This window comes from bacterium, from assembly GCA_018814885.1.
Lineage (GTDB): Bacteria > Krumholzibacteriota > Krumholzibacteriia > LZORAL124-64-63 > LZORAL124-64-63 > JAHIYU01.
On record JAHIYU010000072.1, the window covers coordinates 32,563 to 56,357 of the forward strand.

Annotated in this window: 16 protein-coding genes; 9 read left to right on the plus strand and 7 right to left on the minus strand. The window is 68.9% G+C overall.

Annotated elements, in window-relative coordinates; all coding sequences use genetic code 11:
• Positions 1 to 79: 79 nt before the first annotated feature.
• Complete coding sequence (locus tag KJ554_04175) at positions 80 to 1,804, minus strand: hypothetical protein (protein MBU0741535.1); 1,725 nt, start codon at positions 1,802 to 1,804, stop codon at positions 80 to 82.
• A 149-nt stretch (positions 1,805 to 1,953) separates the two neighbouring features.
• On the opposite strand from KJ554_04175, the gene KJ554_04180 reads away from it, so the two are divergent.
• The gene (locus KJ554_04180) at positions 1,954 to 2,607 is read left to right on the plus strand and encodes a DUF1684 domain-containing protein (protein MBU0741536.1); all 654 of its coding nucleotides are present in this window, start codon (positions 1,954 to 1,956) and stop codon (positions 2,605 to 2,607) included.
• A gap of 19 nt (positions 2,608 to 2,626) precedes the next feature.
• Complete coding sequence (locus KJ554_04185; protein ID MBU0741537.1) at positions 2,627 to 3,163, plus strand: DUF456 family protein; 537 nt, start codon at positions 2,627 to 2,629, stop codon at positions 3,161 to 3,163.
• Here KJ554_04185 and KJ554_04190 read toward each other — a convergent pair whose 3' ends face one another.
• From KJ554_04190 to KJ554_04210, 5 genes are read right to left on the minus strand one after another with little or no spacing between them, the layout of a single operon-like run.
• The gene (locus KJ554_04190; GenBank protein ID MBU0741538.1) at positions 3,164 to 4,237 is read right to left on the minus strand and encodes an isoaspartyl peptidase/L-asparaginase; all 1,074 of its coding nucleotides are present in this window, start codon (positions 4,235 to 4,237) and stop codon (positions 3,164 to 3,166) included. It abuts the gene before it with no gap.
• A gap of 8 nt (positions 4,238 to 4,245) precedes the next feature.
• Positions 4,246 to 4,848, minus strand: a complete 603-nt coding sequence (locus KJ554_04195; protein MBU0741539.1) for an autotransporter outer membrane beta-barrel domain-containing protein — start codon at positions 4,846 to 4,848, stop codon at positions 4,246 to 4,248.
• A 49-nt stretch (positions 4,849 to 4,897) separates the two neighbouring features.
• Complete coding sequence (locus KJ554_04200) at positions 4,898 to 9,634, minus strand: tetratricopeptide repeat protein (GenBank protein ID MBU0741540.1); 4,737 nt, start codon at positions 9,632 to 9,634, stop codon at positions 4,898 to 4,900.
• Positions 9,631 to 11,700, minus strand: a complete 2,070-nt coding sequence (locus tag KJ554_04205) for a caspase family protein (protein MBU0741541.1) — start codon at positions 11,698 to 11,700, stop codon at positions 9,631 to 9,633. Before KJ554_04205 ends, KJ554_04200 begins: the two co-directional genes overlap by 4 nt.
• A gap of 14 nt (positions 11,701 to 11,714) precedes the next feature.
• Positions 11,715 to 13,820 carry a S8 family serine peptidase gene (locus KJ554_04210; GenBank protein MBU0741542.1) on the minus strand — a complete coding sequence of 702 codons (2,106 nt, stop codon included), beginning with the start codon at positions 13,818 to 13,820 and terminating at the stop codon, positions 11,715 to 11,717.
• A 297-nt stretch (positions 13,821 to 14,117) separates the two neighbouring features.
• Between KJ554_04210 and KJ554_04215 the strand changes: the two genes are divergently transcribed.
• Positions 14,118 to 15,446, plus strand: a complete 1,329-nt coding sequence (locus tag KJ554_04215; GenBank protein ID MBU0741543.1) for an MFS transporter — start codon at positions 14,118 to 14,120, stop codon at positions 15,444 to 15,446.
• A 10-nt stretch (positions 15,447 to 15,456) separates the two neighbouring features.
• Here KJ554_04215 and KJ554_04220 read toward each other — a convergent pair whose 3' ends face one another.
• Entirely contained in the window at positions 15,457 to 16,923 is a 1,467-nt protein-coding gene (locus KJ554_04220) for a transglycosylase SLT domain-containing protein (GenBank protein ID MBU0741544.1), read from the minus strand.
• Positions 16,924 to 17,185: 262 nt separating this feature from the next.
• Here KJ554_04220 and KJ554_04225 point away from each other — a divergent pair, with 262 nt between their 5' ends.
• The 6 genes from KJ554_04225 to KJ554_04250 all read left to right on the plus strand — a co-directional run bounded on the left by KJ554_04225 (position 17,186) and on the right by KJ554_04250 (position 23,783).
• Complete coding sequence (locus KJ554_04225) at positions 17,186 to 20,188, plus strand: T9SS type A sorting domain-containing protein (GenBank protein MBU0741545.1); 3,003 nt, start codon at positions 17,186 to 17,188, stop codon at positions 20,186 to 20,188.
• A 130-nt stretch (positions 20,189 to 20,318) separates the two neighbouring features.
• Complete coding sequence (locus KJ554_04230) at positions 20,319 to 20,633, plus strand: DUF503 family protein (GenBank protein MBU0741546.1); 315 nt, start codon at positions 20,319 to 20,321, stop codon at positions 20,631 to 20,633.
• 29 nt (positions 20,634 to 20,662) lie between these two features.
• A complete protein-coding gene (locus KJ554_04235; protein ID MBU0741547.1) occupies positions 20,663 to 21,280 on the plus strand; it encodes a cyclase family protein in 618 nt (205 codons plus the stop codon).
• Between the two features lie 15 nt (positions 21,281 to 21,295).
• Entirely contained in the window at positions 21,296 to 22,237 is a 942-nt protein-coding gene (locus tag KJ554_04240) for a calcium/sodium antiporter (GenBank protein MBU0741548.1), read from the plus strand.
• Positions 22,238 to 22,251: 14 nt separating this feature from the next.
• Positions 22,252 to 23,037 (plus strand): hypothetical protein, encoded by a 786-nt coding sequence (locus KJ554_04245; GenBank protein MBU0741549.1) that lies wholly within the window; start codon positions 22,252 to 22,254, stop codon positions 23,035 to 23,037.
• A 119-nt stretch (positions 23,038 to 23,156) separates the two neighbouring features.
• The gene (locus KJ554_04250) at positions 23,157 to 23,783 is read left to right on the plus strand and encodes a class I SAM-dependent methyltransferase (GenBank protein ID MBU0741550.1); all 627 of its coding nucleotides are present in this window, start codon (positions 23,157 to 23,159) and stop codon (positions 23,781 to 23,783) included.
• Positions 23,784 to 23,795: the final 12 nt, after the last annotated feature.

The following is a 23,795-nucleotide window of genomic DNA, read 5'->3' on the forward strand; positions in this document are numbered from 1 at the left end:
GGGCTCCGTTTCGGGATCGCGTCGGGAGAGGATAGCATAGACCAGAGGCGCCGGGAGACGAAGGAAGGAAAGGGCGGGGTCAAATGTACGCGTTGCAGCGGGCGAGCAGTTCGCGCGCCGTGGCGAGCAGGGCCGCCCTCTCCTCCGGGGCCAGCCCGACGGCCGTCCTTATCCGGTTCAAGAAGTCGCCCGCGTTGCGCCGCAGGGCTTCGGGGGACGCCGGCAGCTGGGTCTCGTCGAACACGAAGGCCATGGTGCGGCGGGAATTGCGCATGCCCCGAGCGAGATGTCCGACCGCCTCGTCGTGGCGCCCATGGGCGATCTCGGTCAGCGTCTGGTAGATGAAGGCCTGCGGCACGGGCCCCCAGAAGAGCAGTCGGGGTCCCGCGTCGGCGAAGACCAGGGCGTCCAGGGGGACGTCCTCCAGGCGGCGTACCCAGGCCACGCCCCGCTCGCCGGCGCCGAAGACCTCGAGTCCGAGTTCACCGGCGAGCGCTGCGTACAGGACCGTCGGCAAGGGCAGATCGTCCGGCGCGGCGAGGCGGTCGCGCCTGCGGCCGGCGTCCTCGACCTGCAGGATGACGATCCGCCGGGACCGGTCGGCGTCGAACGAATCGAGGAGACGCAGCGCCTCGTGGGAGACGGCCGTGTGCAGGACCAGCGGGTCGGTGGGGTGCCCGTCGACGCCCCGGGCGGAGAGTCGGGCCTCGAACGCCGTCCAGCCCGCGGCCGCGGCGACGACCGCCAGGCACGCCGCCACGAGCGGGCGGAGTCGGCGGCGGACGCCCAGCAAGAGCTGGCCCAGCAGCAGAGCGACCGGCGCGAAGGCCAGGTAGGCCAACCGGGGTTCGACGCGGAATTCCACGGTCAGGACCGGGGCCAGGGACAGCAGGGCGGCCGCCAGCCAGGCGGCGGGACGCCTGTCGCCGGCGCGCCACCGATGCCGGGACCAGAACATCCAGAGGGTCCACACCAGCAGGCCGGCCGCGAGCGCGGGCAGGTTGCCGTCCGGCACGAAGAAGGGCCACGGCGTCGCCAGCCACCAGCCGAAGGTGACCAGGTTCATCGGCAAAGCGGACAGGGGGTCCAGCACGTAGCCCGTGCCCGCGCCGTGGGGGAAGCCGCGCCACAGCAGCAGGGACTCGCCCGCGGCGGCGGCCGCCAGCACGACCGCGACGACCAGACGCCGGCGACGGCGGTCCCGCGCCCCCCCCCAGGCGAGCGGCCCCGCGAACAGGGGCAGGCACAGCGCGTTCTCCTTGGCGAAGATCGCCAGCACACCGGCGAGGGCACCGATGAAGAGGGCCCCCTTGCCGCCGGCCAGCAGGCGCTCGACCGCCAGCAGCACCAGCGTGGCGCCCAGCAGTTCCTGCACGCCGGCGGCCCAGTAGAGGGGGGCGAACGCGAGGGGTGTGGCCGCGAACAGGAGTCCGGCCAGCAGGGCGGCCGGAGCGGACAGGCCGCAACGCCGGGCGATGCGTCTCACCAGGACGGCGGCGGCGGCGTGCAGCAGCAGCCGGGTCCAGGCCCAGGGGTCCGTCGCCAGGCCGAAGACGGGGTACAGCAATCGCCAGTACAGGACCTGGCTGACCGCGCGCGCGGGGAAGCCGTCGCCCCCGAGCAGGCCGGAGGCGCGGGCGAGCAGGGTCCAGTCGTCGCGGTTCCAGAAGGCGCCGAGGGCGGGCAGACGGCCCAGGACGGCGGCGGCCAGCACCAGCAGCGCGTCGCGTTGGGAGTCTGCGGCGACCGCGGTGCCGGTCTGGCGCGAATCCTGGATTCCGAAGCTGTCCGGCTTCTCCGGCAAGGTCACCTCCGACCATGACAAACCCGTGCGGTGTATGCTATCTTGTCGCCTCGGTCGTATCCGCTCGCACAGAGCGGGAATCTAACCCGGATCAATGACGAAGGGAAGCGGCGGTCGCGCGCGTTTCCCGTCGACGAGGTGAACCAGAAATGAAGCGTACCCACGCTCTTTGGACGATCGCGTGCCTCTGCAGCCTGGCCGTCGTGGGCGGTTGCGGCGAACGGGCGCCCGGACCGGTGACCATGGACGACGCGGAGCAGGAAGCCTGGGAGATCCGTCTGGTCGAGATGCGCATCGACAAGAACGAGCGCTTCACCGACCCGGAACAGACCCCGTTGATGGAGCAGGACCTGCCCGGCTTCGAGGGGCTCAACTACTACTACCCCGTGCCCGAATTGCGTTTCCGCGTGCCCTTCGTGGAGACGGCCGCCGCCGACACGGTGACGCTGGTCAAGCGCCAGGGCGAATCGGTGAGATACCTGCGCAAGGGCCACGTCGCTTTCAAGCACGAAGGGTCCGTCTACAAGCTCCAGGCCTTCGGCCCGGTGGGCGCCGCGCCGGACGGCGATTATCTCTGGCTGCCCTTCTACGACGAGACGTCGGGGGAGGAGACCTTCGGCGGCGGTCGCTACCTGGACCTCGAGGTCGACGACGAGGGCATCGCGGAACTGGACTTCAACTTCGCCTACAACCCCCTCTGCGACTACAACCACGAACGCTACAACTGCACCCTGCCGCCCGAGGAGAACCGCCTGGAGATCCCCGTGCGCGCCGGCGAGAAGCTCTTCCGCCTGGAGGAATGACAAGGACGCCGTGGAGGCCGTGCTGGACACGTTGGGCGACATCGGCGTCTGGATCGCCTTCGGGGTCTGGACGATGCTGCTGCTCTGCGGCGCGCTGATGACGATCCTCGGCCTGAGCGGCAACTTCATCATCGTCGGTCTGGGGCTCGTCCACGCGCTGGTGACCGGCTTCGATCCCATCTCCTGGCAACTGCTGCTGCTGCTGCTCGGCCTGGCCATCGTCGGCGAGGTGGTCGAATCCGTGCTCGGGGTCGTCTACGTGGCGCGCAAGGGCGCCACGCGTTACGGCGTGCTGGGGGCGTTCCTGGGCGGTCTGGCGGGCGCGGCGCTGGGCAGCGGCGTCGTGCCGGTGATCGGCACGGTCGTCGGCAGCTTCGTCGGCGCTTTTGCCGGGGCGGTGGCGGGGGAGTACCTGCGGGAGCGGCGGACCGACGCCAGCGTGCGCATCGGCTGGCACGCCTTCGCCGGCAAGATGCTGGCCAGCGGCTTCAAGTTCGCCCTGGCTTTGGCCATGATCGCGCTGCTGCTGCAGCGGGCGTGGCCGGGCTCGGCCTGATCACTCCGACGACACGCCCGCCGCCCCGTAGGCCATCTGCTCGGTGGCCGCGACGCCCCAGCCTTCCCTTCCCACGGCGATCAGCCCCAGCGACCAGTCCTCCGGGAAATTCGCCACACCCCTCTCGACCGCCTCCCGCGCCGACAGGCCGTCGGCCAGCCAGCCGTAGACCGTGCGGGCCATGGCCGCGCGGATGATCTCCTCGCCGTGCCCCGTGCAGGCCACCGCGCCCGCGGGGCCGGCGAAGCAGCCGCAGCCGTAGATGGGCACGTCGCCCACGCGTCCGTTCAGGGTGATCGAGGTGCCGCCGGTGGACAGGGTGGCCGCGAAGGAGCCGTCGGCGGCGCGGGTCACCGTGCCGACGGTGTCGAAGATGTCGCGGGGGGTCAGGGGCAGGCCGGTATCGGGGTCGGCCTCTTCGGCGGGCAGCGACGGCGGGGGGCCGGGGAAATTCCAGGCCCGCCGCCAGTCGAAGGTGTCGTAGCCGCCGCCCGCCTCGCCGCGCAGCAGCCTGGCGATGCGCTGGCGATACTTGGCTGCGGCCTGTTCGCAGGTGGGCGTCTCGTCGGCGAAGCCCATGGCGTGGGCGAAGCGCGTGGCGCCGTCGCCGGCCAGCAGGCGGTGCGGCGTGTCGAGCACCGCCCGCGCCACCAGGATGGGATTGCGCACGTGTTCGATCACCGCCACCGCCGCGAACGCGCCGTCGGAGGTCATCAGGGCCGCGTCCATCTGGATGGTGCGCCCGTCGAGGCGGATGTTGGCGCCGGTGCCGGCGTTCAGCAGCGGGTTGTCCTCCAGGACCAGGGTGCCGACCAGGGCGCCGGCTAGCGCGTCGCCGGTCGCCGCGGTCTCGGCCAGGGCGGCTCCCGCGGCCGACTGGATGTCCTCGGTCCAGGTCGAAGGCGACCCGACGCCGCCGTGGGTCACGGCGAGGGGGCCGTCGCGATCCTGCCCTCCGGCGAGCAGGACCACCTCGCGGCCGCCCGGATACCGGTCATCGTGGGAGTCGCCGCAGCCGCACAGCGACGCGGCGGTCGCCAGCAACAGCGAGAAGACGAACGGGCGGGGTCTCATGGGGTCTCCTACGGTTCGATGTTCAGGGCGAGGGTCAGGCTGGTCAGCGAGGCCCAAACTTCCAGGTCGCGCGTGGCGAAGGCGGCGTGCGAGATCTGAGGCGACAGCGAAAGCGCGCCGCCGAGGTGCAGTTCGTAGCCGCAGGCCAGCAGGTAACAGGTGCCGGTGTCGTGCATGATCTCCTGGCGGCCGCGTTCCAGGTAGTCGAGGCGGGCCGAGCCCAGGCCGTAACCCAGGCGTGCGAACAGGCCGCCTCGCCAGGGATGCCAGGTGACGGCCACGGCCGCGGTGATCAGATCGAGACGCGCCGAGGCGAGATCGTCGTCGGCCCGTCGCGACCAGGCGAGCAGCTCGACGCCGACGGTCAGATCGTCGAGCAGCCTGCAGCCGGCGCCCAGCTGCAGGGACGTGCCCGCCTCCCGGTCGTCCAGCCGCGGGATGCGGGCGTAATCGTCGTAGAGGCGCAGCACGTTGTCGGCCGTCCGACCCCAGCCCACGCCGGCTCCCAGCACGAACAGCACGCCGGGGCCGCCGTCCGCCTCGATCGGCGCGGGCGCGCTCCGGGCGAAGGACGCGATCGACAGCAAGATCATCAGCAGGCACGTGCGCATCGGCCGATGCTAGGCGGTGGGGCGGGGCGCGTCAATCGGCGCGGTCGACTCAGCGCCAGTTCCCGATGAGGATGAACGGCGCCCAGTAGTAAGGATGGGCGTAGTCGTCGCTGTTGCGCAGGGCGAGCTGGGCCTGCCGGAGCGCCTCGACCTTGGTCGTGCCGCCCTCGTGCAGGATGCGGTAGAGGTGCGTCATGAGCTGCGACGTGCTCTCGTCGTTGACCATCCACAGGCTGGCGATGACCGCCGCCGCGCCCGTCTGCTCGAAGTTGTAGGCCAGGCCGGCGATCTCCTTGCCCTCGCCGTGGTCGCCGACGGCCGTCTCGCAGGCCGAGAGCACGGCCAGGTCCACGTCGAAGAGTTCGAGCAGGACGATGTCGCGGAAGGTGAGGCGGGCGCTGTCGTCCTCGCCGGCCAGCACCAGGTAGGAAGCTTCGGGGCGATCGTTGAGCAGGACGCCGTGGGTGGCCAGGTGCAGGATGTTGTGGGTGCCGACCTCGTCGCGCAGCCGCGCCTTGGTGGCGTCCTCGCCGTAGACGGCCGTGACGGGCGCCGGCTGCCAGATCTCCTCCAGCTCGTTCACCTCGAGCTCGGCCCCGGCGAGCGTGCTGTCGGGGTTGCCGAAGGCGAGCAGGGCCGCGTCGGTCGGGACCGGCCGGCGCGATGTCAGCGTACCGGCCTGGGTCAGCACGCAGAGGCGATAGCGTTCCAGCAGGTAGCGCTCGCCGTCGTAGAGGGCGGCGAAGGGGATGTAGCGCAGGCGCCCGCTCGGGCTGACGATCAGGGTCTCCACGCCGATCAGGTCGCCGGCCAGGGGGTCGATCAGCAGGGCGTGCAGCTCCCGCGCCGGTATGCTGGGATCGATACGCTCGGCTGGCGGCGCAGGCATGCCGGCCAGGCGCGCCGTGCGCGCGGTCTCCCAGTCGTCGTCGGGATGCTCCAGCCCGGCGCGCATCTCGCGGATCAGCTCGTCGACGCGAGCCTGTGCCACGGGCACCTCGCGGTAGATCAGCGGATCCTCGTCCCCGCGCACCACGAAGACGACGATCCGGTCGGGCAGGACCACCGGCTCCACGAAGGCCTCGGTCACGAGCAGGCCGCGCCGGAGCTGGTTGAAGGACACCGGCTCCACCTCCAGACGCTCGTAGGCCTGCGGGTGGTCGCGGCGCAGGGAGCGCGTGAAGTCGTGGAAGTGCAGCTTCAGGGAATCGATCTCCGTCTGCCAGACCGTGACGAGCTCCGGGCGCTGCTGCTCAACGGGCCGGGCCAGCTCCTCGCGCAGGAGGCGCACGAGGCGGGTCTCGTGGGAGCGCAGGCCCGCGGCCTCGTCCACCAGTGCCTGGTCGTCGTCGTTGAGGCGGGGGCCGCCGGCGCCCATCTCCCTGGCCTCCGAGGACTTCATCAGGCCCAGGATCTCCCAGGCCTCCTCCTCGCGGCCGAGCTCCATCAGCACGTCGACCAGCTCGCGGTACACGTCCCCGTGCTTCTCCTGGAAGCCGCTGGCCACGTCCTCGTCTTCGATGCCCTGGCGCACCTGCTCCAGCGTGTCGATGGCCTCGCGGAAGGCGTCGACGGCGGGCTCGGGTTCGCCCCGGTCGCGCTGGATCCGGCCCAGGTAGAACAGGGGCTCCCACAGGAGGATCGGGTTGCGCATCTCGCGCAGCTGGGGGATGACCTCGCGCAGTCGCGACTCGGCTTCGGCGTGGCGGCCGCGCTTCCAGTCCACGGCGCCCAGCTTCGCGCCCATCTTCATGGTGGCCACGGTGGTGCCCATGGGTGCGGCGATCGTCAGGCCCTCCCGGATGGCCGTCGCCGCCTCGTCCAGCTCGTCCAGCTCGAAGAGCAGGTCCGCCCGGAAGATGTGCATGTCGATGATGCGCGGCGGCACGCCCACGCTCCGGGCCAGTTCCAGGCCGCGGTCGATCAGGTCCAGTGCCTCGTCGGTGCGGCCCAGTTCGTGGTAGCAGCGGGCCAGGTTGCCGGCGGTGATGGTCATGACGTCCACGTAGCCGATCCGCTCGCCGATCTCCAGGGCCTCGCGGAAGTGCTCCACGGCGGTTTCGCAGTCGCCCAGCTGGCGGTAGACGTCGCCCATGTTGTTGTGGGAGGCGGCCATGCCGTAGGGGTCGCCCCAGGCCTCGCGGATCTCCAGGGACAGGCGGTACAGGCCGAGGGAGTCTTCGTACAGGCCCTGGCCCCCGCGCGCCGAGCCCAGGGTGTTGTAGAGGTCGGCCAGCGCCCAGTCGTTGTCCTGTTCCTTGTAGATGTCGTAGGCGTCCTTGGCGGTCTGGAAGGCTATCTCCTCCTCCCCGTACAGGTGCTGCAACCAGGCCATGGCGCTCAGGATGCCCGCGACGCTGCCCTGCAGGTCGGCGGCCTCGGCGACGGCCATGGCCTCGGAGTAGGCGGCGACGGCCTCGTCGTAATCGCCGCGGGCGGCGTGGAGGCGCCCGAGTGCGGTCTGCGAGTCGGCGATGCCCGCCTGGTCCCCGGTCTCCCGGAAGAGGTCCAGGGCCGCGCGCATCCGCGCGAAGGCGTCGTCGATCCGGCCCGCATTGAACAGGCCCGTGGCGAGCATGGTCAGGGCCTGGGCCTCGTGCTGCTTGCTCGGCATGCTGCGGGCGATCTCCAGGGAGCGACCGGCGGCGGCGATGCCCGCCTCGTGGTCGCCGTCGAGACCGGTGTAGAGGTTGCTCAGGACGCGCCAGATGTCCGCCTGGCCGCCGAGATTGCCGGCAGCCTCGCTCAGGGCCAGCGCGGTTTCGAGTTTGTCGCGGGCGGCAGCGGTCTCCTTGCGGCCGATGAGGCTGTAGCCCCACCACTCCAGCACCTTGGCCTCGCCGCCGGTGTCGCCCGCGCGGTGGTAGTCCGCCAGGGCCAGGGCGTAGACGCTGTCCGACCGGGCGGGGTGCCCCATGCCCTCGTAGACCTCGGCGATCTCCAGCTCGGTCGCCGCGGCGTCCGCCGTCCAGTCGTCCCGGGCGAAGGTCTCCAGGGCCGAGCCGAGCAGCTCCAGGGCCCGGGGGTGGTTGCCCTTCTGGCGTTCGTCCTTGCCCATGCGCTTCAGCACGTCGGCCACGTCCCACCACTCCTCGCGGGCCTCGTGCACGGCCAGGGCCGACTGGTAGCGCTCCCGGGCGCTCGCGGCGTCCCCGAGCTGCCAGTAGATGGACCCGAGGTTGGTGTTGGCGATGGCGAGATCGCGGTCGGCGCCCAGTTCCGTGTAGATGCGGACCGACTCCAGGCGCTCGTCAACGGCTTTCTGCAGCTCGCCCAGGTTCCAGAAGCCGTCGCTCATGTCGTCGTGGGCCGCGGCGACCGTCGCCGCCCAGTCGAGTTCCTCGGCCACGTACAGCTCGAGGGTCCAGGCGTCGATGGCCTCGCGGTAACGGCCGACCGCTTCGTAGGCGTCGCCCAGCTCGGAGAAGGTGCCGCACCGGCGCTGGATGTCCATCAGGCCGCCGCGACGGGCGAAGAGCTCGGCGGCCGCCGTCAGGGCCGCCGCCGCGGGTTCGGTCCGGCCCAGCCGGGTGAGGCACTGGCCCGCGCCGCGCCAGGATTCGGCGGCCTCCGGGTCGACGAGGGTGTCCTGCAGGGCACCGTAGTGGTCCAGGGAGGCCTCGTAGCTGGCCAGGGCCTCCTCGTATTGCCCGTCGCTCTGCAGGACGTTGCCCAGGTTGTTGTGGGAGACGGCGCGGGAAACGGAGCCCGGCTCCGCGGCGGCGATCGCTTCCCGCCAGCAGCTTATGGACGCGCTCCATTCCTCGCGTCTCTGGTGCAGGTTCGCCTTGGCGCTCCAGTAGAGGTCCCAGAATCTTGGCACGTCGACGGCCTCGGCCAGCACGCCCATGGCGTCGATCACGGCCTCCTGTTCTTCCTCGCGCCACTCGGACTGGAAGCGCAGCGCTTCGGTGTACCACTCGTCGACGATCATCAAGTCGAGGGTGAAGTCGCGCTGCGCCGCCAGGTAGGCCAGGGCGTCCCCGCGCGCCATGTTCCGGGTCGCGTCCAGCAGTTCCAGCGACGAGGGGGGGGCCTCCGACAGGACCCAGTCGGCGAAGCTCTCCTCGACATACACGTTCCGCGCCGTGTACCAGCCGAAGTAGGAGGCCACGTACAAGAAGAAGATGCGGATGTCCTCGGGCGCGGTTTCGCCCATGACCTGTTGCGTGGTCTTGCCGGCGTAACGCCCCTGCTGGAGGGCCGCGTAGGCGTTCGGGTACTCCTCGACGGTCAGCCGCGCAGCCAGTTCCCGCACCGCGCGCGCGCAGGTGTCGAAGGTGCGCGCGTCGGGATCGTCACCGGTGTCGGCGATCACGTCGTGATAGTCGAAGAGCACGTTCTGGTCAAGATCGTGGAACACGATGGCCTTGCGGGCTATCTGCCAGGTCAGGTAGTCCCGCTCGGGGCGGGGGCGCTCGAGACGCATCTCCACCACGTCGCCCAGGCGGATGGTGTCGCCCTCGGCGGGAAAGAGCAGGACGACGGAGACCGTGTCGGCGACGGCGGTCAGCTCCGCCTTGCCCACCACGCGGGAGCCCGTGTCGGCGGCGCCCCGGTAGACGTCGCGCAGGCCGCCGAGGACCACGCCGTGGATTTCGCCGACCTCGATCAGGCCGAACAGGCCTTGCTCGTCTGGCTCCAGGTAGGTGATGGGGATCATGATGTCGATCTCGAAGGTCGCGACATCGTCCCCGGCGACGAGGCCGGCAGCCGGCAGGCAGGTGGCGAGGGCGACGAGCCAGGCAGCTGCACGTTTCCGGAGATCTCGTCCGCCAGCGATCATCGGTCCTCCTGTGCAGGTCCGTCGGTCACGATGAAGCTCACCGTGGCGGTGGCCCACTTGCCCGGCGCGACGCTCGTCGTGCTGCGTTCGCCCAGGGTAGCCGCTCGCAGCAGCTGTCCCAAGGGGGATTCGTCGTCGCGCGGCCCGGCGCTGCGGTTTCGTTCCAGGTCGCGGATGGCGTCGCGGTCCAGCAGCGGGCTGAAATCGGCGGGCTCGGCCGTGGCGATGGCCTTGAACATCTCGGCGCCGCTGGGTCCGTCGATGCGGAAGATGAACGGCGCCGGGATGCGCACCCACTGTCCGTCGGCGACGATGCGGTTGTCCTGGACCCGCAGTCCGGGATAGGGCCACAACGGCCCGATCTCGCCCTCGCCGCGCAGGTCCAGCACCGTCACGTAGGCGTCCAGGAAGCCGGTGTTGCGCAGCTCGAGCATGACGTGGGTGCCGGCCGGTATCTCCCGGAGGCCGCCGTCGCCCGGAGGCAGGTCCAGGTCGCCGAGCACCTCCTGGGCGTAACCGGCGGCGGCGAGGCGCACTTCCACCGGCGCCAGGCGCAGCTCGATGTCCACCTGGGCGTAGGGATCGTCGTTCTCGAGGCCGCTGACGAACCGCCAGCGCGATTCGCCCTCCAGGGCGCGCGCGATCCTTGCGGACAGCTCCGGGCCCACCGGTGCGGCCGCCAGCTCCGATCCGTCCCGCCGCTCGAGGCGGATGGCGTCGCCCGTGGGGGCGTCGAGGCGCACGTCCCAGCGCTCGGCGGCGCCGGGTCCCGTGTCCAGCAGGGGCAGGTCGGAGAGGGTCTCGCGCAGGCCGTCCCAGGACGCGCTCGCGTCTAGGGCCGACAGGTCCACCTTGAGCCGATTGTCGCCGTAGCTGTGCTCGACCTCGATGGCCCGCGCGGCGCGCAGATCCTCGATCGATACGGTCGCCTCCGGCGCCAGGGCGAGCTGAGCGTAGCTGAGATCGACCCGCGAGACGACGGCCTCGGCCAGCGGCGCGGCCGAGGCGAAGTCGCGGGTGCCGGCGGGGAAGAGGGCGTAGCGCGAGTCGCGGGTGATCCCCTGCAGGGAGCCGGCCTCCAGGAAGACGCCGCCGCCGGGGTCGCCGGTGACTGGGATGTAGGCCGGCGGCGTCACGCCCGCGCCGGCGAAGAGCAGCCGGTCGAGCTCGCCTTCGACCTGGGGCGTCTGTCGCCGGTTGCGACGCAGCATGAGGTCGCCCATGCGCTCGTAGAGGTCGCGGTAGGTGGTCGCGGCGTCAGCCTCCTGCGCGGCGGCGATCAGGGCGTAGGTGAACAGGCCCATCACGTTCCCGTCGTCGTCCTCCGTCTCCGCGGCGAGCTGTCCCTGGCTGGTGGCCGATATCACGACGTAGCCCCTGGCCGCGGGGTGGCTGGCCGGGGCGATGCCGCTGCCGCCGTCCGGGACGCCATCTGTCACGGGCGGCCGCCGCGACCCGCCGTCGTCCCCGGGCCACGACTGGCCCCTGACGAGCATGCGCCCGGCGCGCGTGGCGGTGCCCGAGTAGCAGCAGTCGAAGGTCAGGGTGACGTTGCCCGGATGCTTCTCGCTCAGGTCCTCCAGCAGCCGGGCGATCTCGTCGTCGCGGATGTTGCGCGAGCCGTCCCGCTTGGACACGTAGTCCGACGGGACCAGCGACTCGTCCAGGCCGTCCAGCTCGTCGCCGTCGTCGTCGGGCACGGTGGTGCCGTGGCCGGAATAGTGGAAGTAGACGATGTCGTCCACGCCCGTCGGCGCGATCAGCCACGCGCGGAAGGCGCCGACGATCGCTTCGTGGGTGGTTTTCTCGGGCGCGGACAGGATCTTCACGTCGTCGGGGGAAAAACCGAAGCGCCGGGTGAGCATGGTGGCGATCGCCGCCACGTCGGCGCCGCTGTGCAGGTCGGCCATGTCGTCTGGCCCGCCCCGCTTGTACTGGGAGATGCCAACGAGCAGGGCGCGCTTGCCCGGCTCGGCGGCGGCGTGCGGGGGGAAGCCCCGCGCGACGGCGGCAGAGGCCGCCGTCGCGCAGGCCAGCAGGAAGATCGAGAGGCGACGCGTCTTCATGACTGCGGCGATCCCTACGGCGACGGGGTCGCCCTGAGGGCCGCCTCGGGGTTCACCTTGCCGTGGCCCCACAGCTCGTTGGGCACCGCGCCGGTCTGCCGGTCGGAGGTGGCCGAACGAACGAGGATCTCTTTCACCGCCGCAGCGTCCAGTCCGGGATTCTTGTCCAGCATCAGCGCGACCAGCCCCGACACATAGGGCGCCGAGGCGCTAGTGCCCTCCCAGGCCAGGTGGAGGCCGTCGGAGGTGGTGTGCTCGCTGCCACCGGAAAGAGCCATCTCGCTGGCGGCGGCCTTGGCCGAGATGGCGAACCGGCCCGGCGCGACCAGATCGGGCTTGATCACGCCGTCGATGCGGTAGCCCGGGCTGCTGTAGTCCGAGATGCCGCCCAGTTCCAGGTTGTAACGGGTGGACGTGTCGCTCCAGTTGGTCCACTCGTTGCGGAAGTCGTAGGAGCCGACCGTGATCACGCCGTCGGCGTTGCCGGGCGAGCCGACCATCCGCGTGTGGACGGCGCCTCGCCCGAAGCTCGCCTGGAAGTACAGGGGCAGGTAGAAGTCGAAACTGCCGTCGACCACGTCCCAGGTGGTGCCGAAGGCACAGACCTGATAGCTGCCGGGCAGCACGGGCACGGCGACGACCTCGCGCTCGTTGCTGGCGTCGGCGAAGGTGATGGCGGCGAACCACTCGCTCAGATCGGTGGTCGCCAGGTTGTCGCTGACGACCATGCTCAGGGAGTCGTCGACGTTCTTCAGGTAGACCACGCCCGGATTGCCGTACTCGTCGGTCAGGAAGTTGTTCAGGCCGGCGATGGCGAAGCCCCAGTCGTCCTCGGCGTCGAAGTAGGCGTGGAGCTGTGTGGTTTCGCTGACGAAGAGCTCCACCGGGGCGCTCTCCACGTCCATCTGTCCCTCGGCGCGGGGGCCGAAGCGCCCGCTGGTGTGGAAGCTCATGCGGCCTTCGTTGCCTGCGGAGACGCAGATCACCACGCCGGGCTGCCGCACCAGTTCGTTGAAGAGTTGCTCCTCGGCGGCGTTGCCGTCGTGGGCGCTGCCGTGCCCGCCCAGGCTCAGGTTGATGACGCAGGGACGGCCCAGACCGCGCGCGGTCTCGGCGATCCACTCCACGGCCTTCACGTATTCGCTCTCGAAGGAGCCGTCGCCCGCGCGACAGATCATCAGGTCGGCCTCGGGCGCCAGACCCGCCCAGGTGCCGGCCGGCACGCCGTAGGCGGTGGCCAGTCCGTTGCCCGCGGCGATCGACGCGCAGGCCGTGCCGTGGCCCACCACGTCGACCGAGTTGCAGACGCCGCTGCCGGCGAGGGCGGCGTTCAGTTGATCCCGTGTGTAGAGGGTGCCCTGCTTGATATCGAGGTCCAGGCCCATGTATTCGATGCCCACCGGCGCCTCGTTGCCGATGGTGCCGCCGCTGTCGTCGTAGCTCGAATCCAGCATGTCCCAGAGGTACATGATGCGCGATTCGCCGTCCTCGTTCACGAAATCGCCGTGACGCCAGTCGATGCCGGAATCGACCACGCCGACGATGACGCCCTCGCCCGTCAGGCCCTGGTGGTCGAATCCGCCCTCGCCGCGCATGCCGAGCACCTTGTCGGCGAAGCTCGCCTTGGCGCGGGTCGGCGGTTCGGGAATGCGCGTGGGCTTGACGACGTCGACGTCCTGGACGGCCTCGATGCGGGCCAGCCGCAGCAGACCCGCCACCGGCACGTCCGCCATCACACGGTTCCCGTGCACGCTGTACACGGCGATGCCGGCGTTGGCCAGGGCGGAAACGTCGTGCCCGTCCGCCAGGGCGATGGAGACCCGCACCAGCGGCTGGGGATCGTCGCCCGCGATGCCGAAGATGAGGTCCAGCTGCTCGTCGCTGTACGCGAAATCCGAAGGATTGCGCCTGTCCCCGGTGAACTGCGCGTAAAGATTGCGCAGCTCCGGCGCGAGCTTGTCCAGTTCCGACTCGCCGCGGGTCAGGAAGGGGGTGGTCTTCAGGGTGTCGGTGGGGTAGGGGAACCTGTCCAGCCCCTTCGCTCCCCCGGCGCAAGCGCTGTCGAGGGACGGCGACACCAGGGCGGCGATCGTCAGGACGGCCGCCGCGGCGAAGATCAATCCGCGCCTCCCGCCGGACGAACGATGATGATTCGGCCTCATTGTCAACGACATGGTCTTCTCCTTAGCGATGTTCCAGGATCGATGGTTTCTGTCAGGCTAGCCGGAATCCAACATTTTGTCGTCCATTTCTGTCGAACTGAGTGTTTAGCTCGTTTCCTTTCCGGCACTCGCGGGCGCGGGGCGGGTCTGGGACCGTCGATAAATTTGATTTATCATGAACATGGCCGGTAAACAGGCCGGCCGTTGCCGAGTTCCCGCGTTGTGGACGGTCCGGCGGGATGCCATCTTACGGTCATGCGCGACGAAGTGTCCCGGGAATCGCGCGAGGATGCGGTCCTCGCCAGCCTCACGACCCGCCGTTACCTGCTGGGCATGGTTTTCCAGGGGGTGTGGTGGGCCGGCTACCTGCTGTTCCCCTTCGTCCTCGCCAAGTCCCTGCACGCGCCCGGAGCCCTGGTCACCCTGGCGGTGACCATGGACACCGCCGGCATGCTGTTGGCCCTGTACTGGGGACACCTGATGGCCCGCCGCGGCCGGCGGCGCTGGCTCCTGCGGGGCGGTCTCGGCGGCCGCCTGATCCTGCTGCTGACGCCCCTGGCGACCACTCCCGTCGCCTTCGTGGCGCTCCTGGCGGTCGTGCATTTCTTCGGCTCGCTGGTCTATCCCGCCGTCAACGGCATCCTGCAGGCCAACCTGCCCGCGGACAGGCGGGGGCGGGTCTTCGGCCAGGGCGCCCTGATCCAGAACCTCACGACGGCGGCGATCAGCCTCGCGGTGGGCGCCCTGCTGGAGCGGGATGCCGGGCTGTACCGCGCGATCTTCCCCGTCATGGGCACGTCGGGCTTCGTCTACCTCTGGATCCTCAGCCGCCTGCCGCGGCCCGCGGGAGATACCGCCGTGGATCCGCCGGCGGGCTTCGCCGACATCTTCACGGTGCCACGCCTGCCCCTGGGACCGGTCCGCTGGCGGAGGCTGGCGGCCGCGCTGGCGACTCCCTTCCGCCAGGCGCTGCAGACCTACCGGGAGGACCGGGCCTATCTCTGGTACGAGATCAACTTCATGATCTACGGCACGGCCTTCATGATGCTCAATCCCGTGGTGCCGCTGTACTTCACCGAACGCCTGGATCTGGGCTACGCGCAGATCACCAACGCCCGCGTCCTGATCGCCTCGCTGGGTGTGGCGGTACTGGGCCCGCTGACCGGACGCCTCATGGACCGCTTCCACCCGGTGCGTCTCTGCACGATCGCCTTCGCGGTGCTGGTCCTGTATCCGGCGGCCCTGGCCCTCGCGGGCCGGTTCTCCGTCCTGTCGCCGGCGGCGGCGGCCTATCTCGCCTTCGGCGTCTACGCCCTAGGCATGTCGGGGGTCAACGTCGCCTGGCACGTCGGATCGATCTCCTTCGCGCCGCCCGGTCAGGGGGGATACTACCAGGGCATACACGTGACCATGGTGGGCGTGCGCGGCGTGGTCGGACCGCTGGCCGGGTACGCCGTGCTGAGGCTGCTGGGCTACCTGGAGGTCTTCGTCGCGGCGGCTATCTTCTTCCTGCTGGCGTCGTTCTCGTCGGTTTTCCTGTGGCGGTGGATGAAACGAGCGGCGGACGCGTCCGGCGAGGTCTGACGGGTCCCGGTCATTCGTAGTCGAGGCGGCTGGGATCGTCGGCCGGCCGCTGCCGCGAGGACGTCCAGAGGTCCAGGAAGAGCCGATACACCCCCTGTCGATACAGGATCGATTCCGCGTAACGCACGGACATGTCGCCGCGATAATAGCCGTGCCGCGCCTGCGGATAGTGGATGCGCTCGCGCTTGCGCTTGAGCCCCACCTCCACGTTGTCGCGCCACTTGTTGGGATCGAGTTCGGCGTCCATGGCCAGCCGGCGCGCGTCGTTCATGTGCCCGAAACCGGCGTGGTACGTGGCCAGGGTGAAGTACCAGCGGTCCTCTTCGTCCAGGTATTGGTAGCTGCGGTGGATCTCGGCCAGATGGGCCACGCCCGCGCGTATGTTCGTCTCCGGGTCGAGGAGGGCGGCCGAGTCGGCGTCGGAGAACCTGGGCAGCAGCTGCATCAGGCCCACCGCGCCGGCGCCGCTGTGGGCGTCGGGGTCGAACCGCGATTCCTGAAAGATCAGCGAGGCCACGAGAATCCAGTCCAGCCCGTGGCTCGCGCTGACCTCGCGGATCACGTCGTCCCAGGGAGAGAGCCTTCCCGTGCGGTCGGGCCGGAGCTCGTCCTGACGATAGTAGCGCACCTGGCGCGGGTCGTTGAAATACCTGTCTTCGAGCACGCCGTAGGCCTGGCTGCGCTTGGCGCCGTCGGGCGACGGCCGGTAGTGACGTCTCAGGAAACGATCCAGCGCGGCCTTCAGGTCGGGGCTGTTGCGTCTGACGACCCAGCACTGGGCCACTTCCCCGGTCAGGGCCGGGCCCAACCGCAGGTCAGGATGCATGATGCGCGCGGCCTCCACCGCCCTGGCGCTGGCCACGGTGGCGGTGATCTGTCCGCTGGCGACCCGGCGCAGGAGTTCTTCCTCGCTCCACCTGGGCCTGGCCGTCACGATGCGCAGTTCGAGCCCCCGCTCGTCCCGGATTTTGCGGAGCAGGTCCACCATCGGGGAGCGGGGCTGCACGTGGATGACGAGTCCGTTCAGGTCGTCGAGCGACGTCATCTCGCCCGCCGACGCGTTGAGCACGACGTGCTCCCGGGTATGGGCATAGGCTCTGGTCAGATCGCCGCGCCGCTTGAGATCGTTGCTGGCGGTGAAGCCGCCGGACACCAGGTCGCCCCGACCCTCGTTGAGCAGTGTGAACGGCCCCTCGCCGGGACCGGGCGTGACGACCTCCAGCCTCAGGTTCCACTCGCGGGCGAAGATCGCCGCCAGTTCGTATTCGAAGCCGGTCTCCTCGCCGTTGAGCACGAGGTACGAGGGGGGGCCGGGAAAGGTGATGATCCTCAGCACGCCCTCGGCCTGGATGTTCGACAGGTCCCTGTTCAGCTGCGGCGTCCAGACGCGCTTCACGACGTCGCCCGCGGCGGGCAGAGTGCGCGCGTCATCGACGGGCTGCTGGCAACCGGCCACGGCCAGGCTCAGCACGGCCACGATCCCCGCTCGACGGGCGAGGGATCGACCGGCGCAGGTATGTTTCGTCGCGATGGTCTTCATGGCCCGATGTTAACGGCAGCGCCGAGCGCGGGGAAGGCCGGAAGTCGTTGAAATCCGTGATCAAATCGGGACAAATGTACGGTATTATATATACTGGTGAAGATTGGTCATGTGCTCGCATGGTCGCCGCGGCGGCATCCCATTGGTGTGCCCGGGGAAGGCTGCGGGCTGTAAGGTGTCAATTTGCAGGAGGTTGAAAATGCACCGCAGGTTCCTCACACTCGTACTCTTGAGCGCGGCTCTCGTCGTATCCGGCTCTTCTTTCGCCGGGGGCCACGAAGGTTACGCCTTCCTGGATCGTCTGGATGAAGCCCGTGAATCCGGCGCCCTCTCGGCGGACGAGGCTCTGCTCTACAAGTTCTATTACGTGTTCGATCAGGACAAGCTGCCTGTCGACTACCGCCCGGACAGCTTTCCGCCCCTGAAGTGCGCCACGCCCCTGATCCAGGAATTCGAGCAGTCCCGCGGCTCACTGCAGGACGCCACGGTCGCCTCGGTGGAAGCCATGCTGGCGCCCAAGGGCGGCGACAAGGCCACGTACATCAGTCCGTCCGGGATCTTCCGCTTCACCTACCTGACGACCGGCGGCGACGCCGTGCCGTCGACCGACACCAATCCCGCCAACGGCATCCCGGATTTCGTGGAGTGGTGTGCCGGCTATATGGATTATTCCTGGGATTTCGAGATCACCACGATGGGCTTCACCGCGCCCCCGCTGAGCCCCTACTACGAGATGAACTTCGAGAGCATGGGCGCCTACGGCTACACGCAAGTCGTCACCGGCACGAGAACGCGGATCACGCTCCACAACACCTTCCTGGGCTTCCCGGCCAATGACGACCCCGAGGGCAACCAGAAGGGCGCCGCCAAGGTCACCTGCGCCCACGAGTTCAAGCACGCCTCCCAGCGCGCCCAGTCCGGCTGGTCCGAGGGCGGCTGGGTCGAGCTGGATGCGACCTGGATGGAGGACATCGCCTACGACGTGGTCAACGACTACTACAACTACCTCTGGTCGGGCTGCGGCATCACCTCCCCGCAGCTGTCCCTCGACGACGGGGGCAGCGGCTCCTACGAGGACTGCATCTGGCAGCACTGGATGAGCGAGACCTTCGGCAACCAGATCATCATCGACTTCTGGAACTGGCGTTCGTCGCATACGTCCCAGTTGGTGCTGTCCTCGTACAACGCCATCCTGGCCACGTACGGCTCCTCGCTGGCGGAGGGCTACGGTCTATTCAGCGGCTGGAACTTCCCCACCAACATCCGTGCCCTGCCCGGGATCGGCTACGAGGAGGCCGCCGACTTCCCGAACAGCTCGGTAACCTCGCACGCCTCCTATCCCTACACCACGAACGGCACGCTGGACCACCTGGCCGCCAAGATGCTCTATCTCGGCGGGTTCCAGGCCGGCGAGCCGGGAACGCTGCACATCGCGTTCGACGGCGACGACGCCACTTCCATGCGGCTGGTCGCCGTGATCAGGAAACGGGATGGTACGGGCGTGTTCGAGCCGATTCCCCTGGACTTCTTCATGGACGCCGACGTGGAACTCAGCGTCCCCTTAGCCGAGATCTACACGGTCGGCATCGTCGCCTCCAACACAGCCCAAACGGGAACGGCCCGCCCCTGGTCGATCACCATCAGCAAGAACCTGCCCGACCCCCTGGTCGACCTGAGCAGCCCGACCCTCGACGCGGAGCTGGACATCGACGCGACCGGCATGCAGGGCCTGACCATCACCAACGTCGGCGCTGCGGGCTCGATCCTCGCCTACGACGTCGTCCTGATGCAGGATTCGCCCGTGGCCAAGACCGCCGCTCCCCGCAGCCTGTCCGTGCCCAGCCGCGAGCAGACCCGCGCCATGCCCGAACTGCAGCGGGGAGGCGAGCTCGCGCCCTCGCGCTACGCCGGCGACTGCGAGTTCGGCAACACCGACCTGGGCAGCGTCCAGGGCTATTACGGTACGTGGTGGTACGGCAACGAGGTCTATGCCTACCGCATCAACCCGGCGGACTACGACTGCAGCATCTGCGACGCCGGCTTCAACGTGCGGGCCATGCACATGGTGCTCTACCTCGAGCCGACCTCGACGCCCGGCATGGTGGCCCACCTGATGGAGGCCTCCGGCGACTGCACCACGCCCGGCGCGATCATCGACAGCTCCGCTCCGATGACCGTCTCCGGCATCGCGGCGGCGGGACTGTACATCATCGAGATCCCCTGCGATTTCGTCTGCTCCGACATGGGCGCCGAGTACTTCCTGGCCGTGGAGTTCACCGACACCAACGGCCCGGTGGGCATCGCCATCGACACCACGCCGCAGAGCTGCGTCTGCTACAACGACTGGGGTTCCGGCTGGGTGGACGTCGTGTCCCAGTACAGCTTCGCCGGCGACTTCTTCATCTATGCCGACGTGGACTGCTGCGGCGAACCCGACCCCGAGGTCACGGTGATCCAGCCCAACGGCGGCGAGTTCGTGGCCGTGGGCGCGTCGCTCGACATGAGCTGGACCGCCACGCTCCTGACCGACGTCAAGATCGACCTGAGCCGCAACAACGGCGGCGTCTGGGAGACGGTGCTGGCCACGACGCCCAACGACGGCGCCCAGTCCGACATCGCCACCGGACCCACCTCGAACCAGTGCCTGCTCCGCGTCAGCAGCCTCGACGACCTGTACACCGACGTCAGCGACGCGGTCTTCACCATCTACGACACGGTCCCCTGGCTGTCCGTGGACATCGACAACGGCGACCTGGGCCTGGGCGAGAACGACCTGCTGACCTTCACCTTCGACGCGACGGGACTGGCCGAAGGCGTCTACACCGGCTACGCGGTGTTCTTCAGCAACGCCGCGTCCTCGCCGGACGTGGTCACCGCCACCCTGACCGTCAACGACCCGGGCACCGCCGTGGGCGACTCGCCCCACGTCTTCGCCCTGAAGGGCAACTATCCCAACCCGTTCAACCCGTCCACCAAGGTGAGCTTCGCCATCCCGGAGGCCGGGCAGGTCACCATCGACGTGCTCGACCTGCAGGGCCGCGTCGTGCGTACGCTGCATTCCGGACACCTCGACGCCGGCTTCGCCAGTGTGGTCTGGGACGGTACCGACGTCGACGGCCGCCAGATGGCGTCCGGCACCTACATGGCGCGCCTGAGCGCCGCCGGCCGCACGGCCACCCACAAGATGACCCTGGCCAAGTAGACGGCCCCGGCCATCGCATCGGACGGCGCCCCCCGCGGGGGGCGCCGTTTTCGGTGACGCCCGGGCGTGCAGGATGTATCCTGTGGACCGTCCGACGCCAGTCCGGATCATTCACGGGGGGCCGCGCGACATGGAGGACATCCGCGCCTACACGGGCACGCTGGTGCTGGATCTGTCCCTGCCGCACGCCGCGAGCCTGAAGGACCGGCGCAAGAGCCTGCGTTCGCTGATCGACCGTCTGCTCCAGATGGATTTCGCGGTGGCCCAGATCGGCCCCGCGGACCTCGCGCAGCGCGCCTTCGTGGCCGTGAGCGCCGTCACCGGCAACGCCTCGAGGCTGGACGAGCGCCTCGACGAGGCGGAGCGCATCGTCTTCCAGTCGGAGTTCGACGTCCGCGTCCGGTACCGTGACACCGCGAGCTGGTCGGATTCGTCCCGCAGCTAGCCGTCCATTCCCGACACAGAAAGCCGAGCATGAAAGCGATCGATCTCAGCCATACCCTGTTTGCCGGCATGGACGTCTATCCCGGCGACGAGACCGTGCCCGCCATCGACCGCCTGTCCGATCACGGGGACGGGCAGCACCGCAGCTCTGCGTTCGGCATGGGGTGCCACACCGGTACGCACATCGACCTGCCGCTCCATTTCAAGGCGGGGGAGCCGGCGCTCGAGTCCTTTCCCCTGGAGGGCTGCTTCGGCCGGGCGCGCGTCTTCGCGGCGCCGCCGGGCCGGATCACGGCCGCCGCCCTCGACGGCGCCGACCTCTCCGGCCTCGACTTCGTGCTGCTGCGCACCGGCTGGGAACGGCACTGGGGCACGCCCCGCTACTACCGGGACTGGCCGTGGCTGGATCCCGGTCTGGCCGACCTGCTCGCCGGCGCCGGGTTGCGCGGCGTGGGCCTGGACAGCCCCAGCGTCGATCCGCTCGGGGCACGGGCCTCCCACGAGAGGCTCGCCGCGGCGGGGCTGGTCAACGTCGAGAACCTGGCGAATCTCGACCGCCTGCCGGATGAGGGTTTCCTGTTCGCGGCGTTGCCACTTAGACTCGAGGGGGCCGAGGCGTCGCCGGTACGCGCCGTGGCCCTGATCTGAACGACGGGAGAGGCCTTGCTGCTCGGACTGCTCCATTCGGCGCTCGGTATCGTCCTGCTGGTGGGCGGCGCCACGCTGCTGGTCAAGGGCAGTTCCAAGCTCGCCGACCTGCTGGGCGTGCCGCCGGTGCTGATCGGCCTGACGGTGGTCGCCTGGGGAACCTCGGTCCCGGAACTGGTCGTCGCCCTGGCGGCGGCGGCGCAAGGCAGCTCGGGGATCGTGCTGGGCAACGTGGTCGGCTCCAATCTCGCCAACACGGGCCTGATCCTGGGCCTGGCCGCCATGCTCATGGCGCCCCGGGTGGAGCGCCGCCTGTGGACCTTCGACGTGCCGGCGCTGCTGGCCTCGACGGCTCTGTTCGTCATCTTCCTGGCCGACGGCGACATCGACGGTCTGGAAGGGGGCGTGTTGATGGCGGTGTTCGGATTCGTGACCTTCATGACCGTGCGCAAAGCGTTCCTCCACCCCCGCGCGATCGAGCTTCCGGAGGAGCCGAAGCCCCTGGCCAAGGGCGTGACGGTCAATCTCCTGATCGCGGTGCTGGGCGTGGCGGGACTGGTGGTCGGCGGTCAGCTGCTCGTCAAGGCGGCGATCCGGCTCGCCGAGGCCCTGGGCGTCTCCGACATGGTGATCGGACTGACTCTGGTGGCCGTGGGTACGAGCCTGCCCGAACTGGCCACGACGCTGGTTGCCGCCGTGCGCCGCGAATGCGGTATCGCCCTGGGCAACGTGATAGGTTCCAACATCTTCAACCTGCTGGCCGTGTCCGGTCCGGCCGCCCTGATCCGGCCCATCGTCCTCGGCGAGGGCGGCGTGTGGCGCGAGACGGGGGGCCTGATCGCGATCACGCTGCTCCTGCCGCTCCTGCTGGTCGGACGCGAGCGGATGACCCGCGCCGGCGGTCTGGCCCTGCTGCTGCTCTACTGTGCGTTCATCACCTGGCGCATCGTCGCTTGAATCCGGGAGAAGGCATGCCGTCAAACAAGAATGACAAGCGGGGCGAACCGGTCGTCGCCAAGGCAGGCGATGCCAAGCCGGATTCCCGGGGGCTGGCCCGCAGGATCGCCAAGGCCGGCTACGCGACGCGCCGGCAGGCCGAGGAGATGGTACGCTCGGGCCGCGTGCGCGTGGACGGCAAGCGGCGTCTGGATCCCTACATGTCCATCGCGCAGGACCAGGAAATCCTGATCGATGGCGTGCCCATGGCCGAGGTCATCCGTTCGTACTTCGCCTTCTACAAGCCCGACGACATGTCCACCAATCCCACGGCAGGACATCGCACCCGCCTTCTGGGCGAGTTCATCCCGCGGGACGTGCCCGGTATCCGGGCGGCCGGACGTCTGGACGCCGGCACCACGGGTCTGCTGCTGCTCTCGAACGACAGCGCCTGGAACGCCGCGGCCGCCAGCGGCCACGGCTTCGACAAGGAGTTCCTGGTGACGGTGACCGGCGCCATCTCTGACGACCAGATCGAGGTCATGGCCGCGGGCGTGCAGCTGCCGCGCGTGGGCCACCTGCACCCGTCGCTGGTGCGCGTCGAGAGTCGTTTCGACCACAATACGGTCTTCCGCATCGCCCTGGGCGGCGGCAAGGTCCGCCAGATCCGGGCGCTGTGCGCGGCGATGCACCTGAAGATCGAGAAGATACACCGCGTGCGCATCGGTCCCGTCAAGCTGGGCCTGCTCAAGCCGGGCCGCTATCGCCCGCTGTCGAAGGCCGAGATCGAGGGGATCCGGGAGGGGGCGGGTAGTCGATGAGGGCGCATGGTAATAGCGTCCGCTCCGTCGCACCCGGTAAACCTGCCGAAACCGGTGACTTCCTCTTGAAGCGCAGATATAGACTCGTTTCGTCTTGGCTACCCGGTGATATCGATACGATGCTAGATTTCGGTTGTGGCAATGGCGCGCAGACGATCCTGTTTGCTGACCACGCCAGGAAAATCTATGGTCTGGATGTTTCTGAAAGTTATCTAAATGACTTCCGCAAGCATGCTCGTGAGTTGGGATTGGAGAACAGCCTGGAGGCAGTGCATTATGATGGTCGGAACATACCTGTTTCAGATGGCTCCATCGATTGTCTGACGACCTTCGAGGTGCTCGAGCACGTACCGGATGAAATGCATGCGTTATCTGAAATCTATAGAGTTCTTGCGCCCGGAGGCCTGCTTTTCATCACCGTTCCCAACCGATGGTGGATCTTCGAAACCCATGGCGCCGACCTTCCGCTTCTGCCCTGGAATCGTGTCCCATTCTTCAGCTGGCTACCCAAGCGAATTCATGATCGATATGCAAGAGCAAGAATCTATGGGCGCGATGAGATCGTGAGGGAACTGGTCGAAGCGGGGTTTCTGATCCGGGACGTCATGTACATCACCGCTCCAATGGATGTCGTCAAATGGCGCAGGCTCAGGGATTTTCTCAGAAAAACGGTTTTCAGGGGAGATACGACGAGAGTTCCCATCTTGGCGACAGCTATACTTGCTGTAGCCATGAAGCCCGAATAGGGTTTATTGTTG